Source organism: Porphyromonas levii DSM 23370 (assembly GCF_000379925.1).
In the GTDB taxonomy this organism is placed as follows: Bacteria; Bacteroidota; Bacteroidia; order Bacteroidales; family Porphyromonadaceae; genus Porphyromonas_A; species Porphyromonas_A levii.
The window spans coordinates 1-6,714 of record NZ_KB904315.1 but is presented as its reverse complement, the minus strand read 5'-3'; the positions used below and the strand labels follow the sequence as shown (position 1 = coordinate 6,714).

At 38.5% G+C, this 6,714-nt stretch carries 6 protein-coding genes and 2 pseudogenes; 3 read left to right on the top strand and 5 right to left on the bottom strand.

Annotated features, from left to right (window positions below; genetic code table 11):
* Positions 1-151: 151 nt before the first annotated feature.
* The 3 genes from A3GG_RS0110955 to A3GG_RS0110945 all read left to right on the top strand — a co-directional run bounded on the left by A3GG_RS0110955 (position 152) and on the right by A3GG_RS0110945 (position 3,913).
* Positions 152-535 carry a DUF3872 domain-containing protein gene (locus tag A3GG_RS0110955; RefSeq protein ID WP_018359327.1) on the top strand — a complete coding sequence of 128 codons (384 nt, stop codon included), beginning with the start codon at positions 152-154 and terminating at the stop codon, positions 533-535.
* Positions 536-755: 220 nt separating this feature from the next.
* Positions 756-1,790 carry a sacsin N-terminal ATP-binding-like domain-containing protein gene (locus tag A3GG_RS0110950; RefSeq protein WP_020548002.1) on the top strand — a complete coding sequence of 345 codons (1,035 nt, stop codon included), beginning with the start codon at positions 756-758 and terminating at the stop codon, positions 1,788-1,790.
* A 14-nt stretch (positions 1,791-1,804) separates the two neighbouring features.
* On the top strand, positions 1,805-3,913 hold the full coding sequence (locus A3GG_RS0110945; RefSeq protein WP_020548001.1) for a protein NO VEIN domain-containing protein: 2,109 nt from the start codon (positions 1,805-1,807) through the stop codon (positions 3,911-3,913).
* A gap of 106 nt (positions 3,914-4,019) precedes the next feature.
* On the opposite strand, the pseudogene A3GG_RS13925 reads toward A3GG_RS0110945, so the two are convergent.
* From A3GG_RS13925 to A3GG_RS13220, 5 genes and pseudogenes are all read right to left on the bottom strand, one after another.
* Positions 4,020-4,512 (bottom strand): annotated as a pseudogene (locus A3GG_RS13925) (PcfJ domain-containing protein); the annotation flags it as partial.
* Positions 4,513-4,629: 117 nt separating this feature from the next.
* Positions 4,630-4,974 carry a hypothetical protein gene (locus A3GG_RS0110935; RefSeq protein ID WP_018359325.1) on the bottom strand — a complete coding sequence of 115 codons (345 nt, stop codon included), beginning with the start codon at positions 4,972-4,974 and terminating at the stop codon, positions 4,630-4,632.
* Between the two features lie 147 nt (positions 4,975-5,121).
* On the bottom strand, positions 5,122-5,574 hold the full coding sequence (locus A3GG_RS0110930) for a DUF1896 family protein (RefSeq protein ID WP_018359324.1): 453 nt from the start codon (positions 5,572-5,574) through the stop codon (positions 5,122-5,124).
* A 3-nt stretch (positions 5,575-5,577) separates the two neighbouring features.
* Positions 5,578-6,099 carry an ORF6N domain-containing protein gene (locus A3GG_RS0110925; protein ID WP_018359323.1) on the bottom strand — a complete coding sequence of 174 codons (522 nt, stop codon included), beginning with the start codon at positions 6,097-6,099 and terminating at the stop codon, positions 5,578-5,580.
* Positions 6,096-6,314, bottom strand: a pseudogene (locus A3GG_RS13220) (tyrosine-type recombinase/integrase); the annotation flags it as partial. The pseudogene A3GG_RS13220 and the gene A3GG_RS0110925, both read right to left, overlap by 4 nt.
* Positions 6,315-6,714 lie beyond the last annotated feature (400 nt).

Below are 6,714 nucleotides of genomic sequence, written 5' to 3'. Positions count from 1 at the left end.
GTTATATGAGTTAAACTATTGATTATCAGATATAAAGATACTAATAATTTGCGATATAAACAAGGATATTACATCGAATTTCAAGGCTTTAAATGACATTTATGAAAGAATGTAGATACAGCATTTCAAATGCGATTGCCCTGGGGTGCTCATGCTGGCTGGGTTTTGCCTTAGCAGTTGTGACCGCACTTTGGATGTACAAACGGTTTTCCCCTTTGAGGTGGAGACGATGCCAGTACGCAAGGAGATTGCAGTAGGTGAGACAGCTGAGATACGGTGTCTTCTCAAGTCGAAGGGTGACTTTTCGGATACTCGCTACACCATCCGCTACTTTCAGCCCGAAGGTGAGGGCGAACTGCGACTTGACGGAGTGGTCTTTGAGCCGAACGACCGCTATCCGCTGGAGAGTAAGTCCTTTAGGCTCTACTACACCTCACGCTCCACTGACCGTCAACTTATCGATATCTACATCGAGGACAACCATGGTCAGCTCCAGCAGCTCTCCTTTGATTTCAATAATAAGCGTACTAAATAAACGGTTTCTTTATAGTTTGAGTGAATAGGTGATTTTTAAATTGTCAACCAATAAGGCGACTAACTGTGATAGCCAGTCGCCTTGATTTTTATTCTATCGTTGCTGTTCGAAAAATATAGAATGTGCGTAGTAATATGTAGGAAAGCAGTATCTTTGTTGTGTTAATTAGAAGTTAACTTTCTGTTTCAGAGACTGTACCACTATCAACTAAGTTATTTTTATGGAGGCAAAAGTATCAAAAGCTGCTATTTATAGAGAACAAACTCAACGTAATGACTTAAAGCAACACGCAGATAAGATTATTCAGGGCATAAAGAAAATTGGACCTAACCATGCCAAAAGAGCTATTTGGGAACTATTCCAGAATGCGGTGGATTTAAGTCCTTCCTGTGAAATTGAGATAGAGTTACGAGAAGAAGAATTGGTTTTTTCTCATAATGGGGAGCCATTTACAATGCACACTTTAGATTGTTTATTTACACAAGTGAGTTCAAAAACTCTTACGGAAAAGAAAGAAGAAAGAGAAGAAGGTGATCCTATAGGACAGTACGGAACAGGCTTTATGACATCACACTCTTTTGGTGACATAGTGGAAGTAAGTGCTGCTATTCAAGATGAAACTGAAGAAGGTTCAGGACACATAAAATTCAGCAACTTAAAAATAGATCGTAGCACGCAAGATTGGGAGAAATTATGTGATGAAATAAAAAATCTAAGAGCTCAAGTAGAAGAATTACTGAAGAAGGAACCGGCTTTTGACGAGTTGCCAAAAACTGTTTTTAAATTCAGCTTTAACAATGAACTCAATAAAACAAGAGCACTTGATGCAACCAAGTCACTCAATGTGATTTTGCCCTATGTGATGGTTTTTAATGACAGGTTAAAGAAAGTGACTGTTACAGATAATGAAGGTGTAACAACAACTTACCTCAATAAAGAAGCTGAAATAGACAACGGAGATTTTTACACGAGAGTAATACAGATAAATGACAAGGAGAGAAGGATTAACTACCTTAAAACTGATAGATTAGCCATTGTTTTACCCATTGAAAGTAATTCACCTGCTGATGGAAGCATTGGAGAAGCAGTGAATTTGCAAGACACTCTGCCACGACTTTTTTTGTTTTACCCATTAATTGGTACAGAGCATTTGGGGATTAACTATATAATTCATTCAAAAAACTTTCATCCTACTGAACCGAGAGACGGCTTACATCTTAATTCACAAAATGAAAAAACGAGGCGGAAGAATTAATCAATCAGAAGCTTATGAAAGAGGCATTTGATTCCATTAACTCTTTTCTTAATCGGAATCTTTCGCAAATCCAAAATCCTCACCTACTTTCTCAAGTCAATTTTCCAGTTAATTCTGACAATGAAGAGCTAAACGAATACTTTAAAAAAATCAAAGAAGAGTGGACTTATAGCTTTAAGACTCTTCCGCTTGTTGAAACGCCAACCGGTCGACTATCGACACAAGACGTATCTTTTCTTAAAAATAATATAATACATGAAGTAGATGAACCCACGCTGGAGGCCATCTACAACGTTGTTAGTGTGTTATATGAAAAGATTCCTAAGTTAGACCTCATACGAAGTTGGACAAAACTAGTAGATGATTGGGATATCCAAGGCACAGAATGGATTGAATTTAATGACATTGCTGAACGGCTATCGGAGAAGGGAAAAATTGAATCATTCAAGAAGGAAGATTTAATTCTATTGTATAATGAAATGATTCGTAAAGGGAAGGGAGAATTGTTCGCAAATAATAAATTACTACCCAATATTAAAGGTCAATTTAGGAAGCAAATAGAGTTAAAAAAAACTATTGAATTGCCTGAAGAACTCTTTGATATAGCAAATGCGATTAATCCAGAAATAACTAATAGCCAAATTAATCCTGATTTTTTACTTGAAGGTTTGGAGTTTTCAGACTTTGACAGAAAAAAATACATGGAGTTTATCAATGCTTCATTAGATGAACATATAAAGGATAATACACGTTCAAAAGATCTGCCTGAAGGATACTTAAAATATTTGATTCAGTATGCTAGGATTATCCCACGTGAAGATTCAACAAGTGGTCCTGTGCAAGTGACAAAACTGATTGAAGAGTATTATGATTTAGCTTCAGAACCGATTATTCTTCCTAATATTTCAAAGGAGGAAGGAAACAATTTAGATACCAGAAAAGGACAAAACGATTTATTCAGAGTGTTTTTGAATGACATTAGTAATAAAGACTGTAAATGGACAGAAGAACATTTAACCGAACTAGTCACTATTTTAAAAGAGGCTTTCAAGTATGCGGAAATAAAAAGGATATTTTGGGAATATCAGATTTTTCCAAATCAACTTTACCAACTAAAAAAGATAAGCAATCTTAAAAGGGATGATAAAATACCAGAGTCTGTAAAGGATTTATACGACAAGATAGTTGAGCCAGAAAATCCAATAAGAAACGAACTAGCACATTCGTTAATTGCGTCAATTGAAAATATTCACAATGATTTGGATACTATCGAAGCTTTGGATTTGACGTCTAAGATAGAGAAGCGGTTCTTTGGGGAATCTGGAAATGAAATTGACATGAAAGATAACCCTTTTAAAAGTGATATTATAGACATCATTAGGAGTTTTAATTCTGAGCAGGAAAACAATGAAAAGCTATATCCAGCAACATCAAGAAATAAATCGGCGATATTGGCTCAGTTGGCAGACCAAGAAGCATCCTTCACTATTTTAAGTCAGACTGATACTGTAATAAAAAAGTTAGCGGAAATAGCTGGACATTCAGATCCCTGTGAATTGATAAGATTGGCTGAAGAGGCATGGCAGACTCAACAGCAAGAGAAACTCGATCTACAATTTAAAATGCAAATTGGGAATCACTTGGAAGATGTGTTGCAGAAAAGATTAAAGGAACACTTAAAAGCAAATGTGGTAAACGAACAAGATGGTCAAGACCTTGTAGTTTATGTCAATGGGAATCCAGTTTATTACATTGAGGTTAAATCAAAATGGAAAGAAGAAACCCCAATAAGGATTTCAAGAAATCAGACATTAAAAGCTCACGAAAAGCGTGCTTGCTTTGCCTTATGTTCAATAGATATGACTAAATACAAAGGAGAAGACAGACTTAAAATTGAAAACATTGAAAGTGTGGCTGAATATATGAAATTCAACACTGACATAGGTGATCATGTAGAACACTTAGTAGAGATTTATGATAGTGCCCATCAAGAAAATGAGTTCTGTTTAGATGGTGACTTTAGGACACGAATACCAATGAATTATATAAAAGGAGGTATTGATTTAGAGCGATTTGAAAAAAGACTCTTGGAGAATATAAATAATAACATTCATGTCCAATAAAGCCCTTTACTTTAATTTCTAACTAAAAAGCTTTATCGGACAGCAATGATACTATATGGATTTTTATAGCCTTATTAACCTCCAAAGAGAGATTGGGAAGTTTGCCTCAATCGACATTTGCTGAGAGTGAGCAACCAACTTTTAGTCGCTGTACGATGAGGTGGCTATTTTGCTGGACAAGTTGTAGGATTTGGTCGTGGTACTCGGTAGTGGAGTTACAGATGCCACGGCTTTGAATGACTTTAAGAGTCTCAAGATCGAGTTCAATGGTTTCTATTCGTTTGCCATTTATAGTAGCAGAAAGGATAAGGGAATTGGGCTTGAGGTGGTATTCGCTAGCAAAGAAAGAGACAGTGGTGCATGGAAGTACCTTCCTCTACGTATTCTTGTACACTTTCTAACACTCGTACTTGAATGGTACCGTCTGTGAAAGCGATGCCAAAGAATTGGCTCTTTTGCTCTCTAAAGAGTGCTTCGGCTTCTACTGCTTTGAGTCGTCTTTTCTTCTGCTGTTCCTGCTCTCTTTGTCGCTCTACTGCCTTGACGGCTTGGTCGTGAGCTTCTTGAAGGTTGCTAGGACATATGTACTTTGGGCTGTGCTAGTCTTTGCTCAAGTACATACAAAACGACCTGCCAATTTGAGCGTCAGTGAGAGGCTTGGCAGGTTCTACACATCGCTAAGATACTGATTATTTCAAGGTGATATCTTCATTATTTTAAAGGACAACAAAGAGGAGGGCACAAATAATGATGAACCAAAAGATGAAGCTGAGGATGGTGAAAGCTATGCGGAGGACGATGCGGACTACCCAGCGGAGGATAAGGAAGCTTACGATGATACCGATGATGGTCAGAACTTCGGGCGTAAGTATCTTGACAAGGAGTCGGTAGCCACCATAGAGGATGCCGGCAATGAGAGCAACGTAAAAGAGCTGTCGAAGTCGACAACGGATGAACTGTGACTTGGTCAATTCTGGCTCTACTGGAGCTTGGGGAGTTGCCTTCTCAAAAGGAAGGAAAGCTGGCTCGTGCGGGTCTCTATTAATAATGTTCTTATTCATAACTGGAGCTTCTATTTGGGTTTCAAGAGCGGACAAGATAAAGAGGTGTCACAAAGACAAGAGCTGGTTCATTGGCGTGTGACGCGGCTTGAACATCTTAGCTTTTGAAACTAATAGAAGCTCCACAGGTTAATGATGTATCGCACGCTACATTTCTACTGTTGGGAGCTTATTCTTCTCAATCAGTAAAGCGATGGTACCAGTTAGTTCGGTGTAGAGCAATTCATACTCTGGAGTTCCGTCAAACTCGTCATTGAGGTCATACTTCTGTAACACCTCCCTTATTGCCTGGCTACCGAGTAGGATGGGTGTCAGCTTTTCTGGTAATGGTTCGGGGAGTTCAGTCTCAAATTCTTTCTCTAACACCATACGAATAGTATCGTAAGCTGAGAAGTGCAATTCTCTGTAAAGGGTTTCGGAAGCCAGCTCTTCAGCTTGCAGGTGGTCATACCCTTGCTCAACAGCCTCAAGATAGACCGTCAGAGCCTCATCAGCTCGAGCATTGGTAAAAGCTTTGTCCTGCAACTTGTAAGGGTGATAGTTGCTCAAATACTCCTCCAGCTTCAAAAGGAAATACGATAGTTGTCTCTTCTGTCTCATAATTCATTCATCATTATCTGTTGTTACATATCCTATTGCCTTACGAGGCTTAGACTTCTGTTCAAAGAGCTGAGTCAGCACCTTGTAAAGCTCGCTAAAGTGAGAGTTTGTGGATAGCTCCAGCTCATCAATTCTTCGTTTTAGTTCTTCATAACCTATCGCCATTTGTCTCAATGCCACAAATGCTCTAATGATGGCTATATTCATATCAATCGCTCTTTGACTACGCAATACAGATGATAGCATTGCTACGCCATGCTCCGTGAAAACCATCGGCAAAACAGAGCTGTGTTTTAGAGCTTCTGGGAACCGGTCACAATTTGTGACCAGTTGAGAAAACTCATATTCTGAGAGTACAAACATAAAGTCCTCTGGAAATCTCTCAATATTTCGTTTAACCGCTTGCTTTAACACCTTGGTTTGTACTTCGTAAAGCTCTGCTAGGTGATAATCAAGCATTACCCTCTGTCCTCTCACATCAAAGATTTTACTTTGAATTACATCAATCTCTACATTCGTATTCATCTTGTTGCAGCCTCTAAAGGTGGTACATTGTTCAATGAAAAGTCGCCAATCTTATCCGCAAGTTCCATCATATCCTTCTCAATCTTCTTGTTTGTGATACGACCATAAATTTGAGTAGTCTTAATATTGGTGTGTCCAAGCATCTTTGATACAGATTCCATTGGTACACCTTTAGTAAGACAAAGGGTCGCAAAAGTATGACGAGCCGTGTGGTAAATACAAGCATAAGCAGACGTAAGAGGAATATTGGTAGAAACATGGTAACCGGTTGTGAATTAGTCGTTTTTCTATATTCTGCAACAGATAGGGATAGGCAAAACAGTATGGGATATTGAGACCTTTCAGTTACCAAACCGTTATCCTGTTGTTTCCCGAACAAACTGAGGTAACGATTATTGGAAGATTTTTTCTCATTCGGTTTCTTCCTGTCTGTTTCACAATGTTTTGCTTATCAAAGAACGCTTTGATAACGGGTAATTTTGCCCATAAAATTAAGCCTCATCCGATATTCTGCGTGATTGCGGTTACCGTGATCCCTTGAGACTCCTGCGTCAGCTTGTATACACCAATCATCTTGCGGGATGAAATCCGCAAGATATGGGCGACGGGGTTATT

Excerpts from the sequence above, each read along its gene's own strand:
- A3GG_RS0110930 (WP_018359324.1), bottom strand. The coding sequence starts at position 5,574 with ATGAGACAGAAGAGACAACTATCGTATTTCCTTTTGAAGCTGGAGGAG.
- A3GG_RS0110945 (WP_020548001.1), top strand. The coding sequence starts at position 1,805 with ATGAAAGAGGCATTTGATTCCATTAACTCTTTTCTTAATCGGAATCTT.
- A3GG_RS0110935 (WP_018359325.1), bottom strand. The coding sequence starts at position 4,974 with ATGAATAAGAACATTATTAATAGAGACCCGCACGAGCCAGCTTTCCTT.
- A3GG_RS0110925 (WP_018359323.1), bottom strand. The coding sequence starts at position 6,099 with ATGAATACGAATGTAGAGATTGATGTAATTCAAAGTAAAATCTTTGAT.
- A3GG_RS0110955 (WP_018359327.1), top strand. The coding sequence starts at position 152 with ATGCTGGCTGGGTTTTGCCTTAGCAGTTGTGACCGCACTTTGGATGTA.
- A3GG_RS0110950 (WP_020548002.1), top strand. The coding sequence starts at position 756 with ATGGAGGCAAAAGTATCAAAAGCTGCTATTTATAGAGAACAAACTCAA.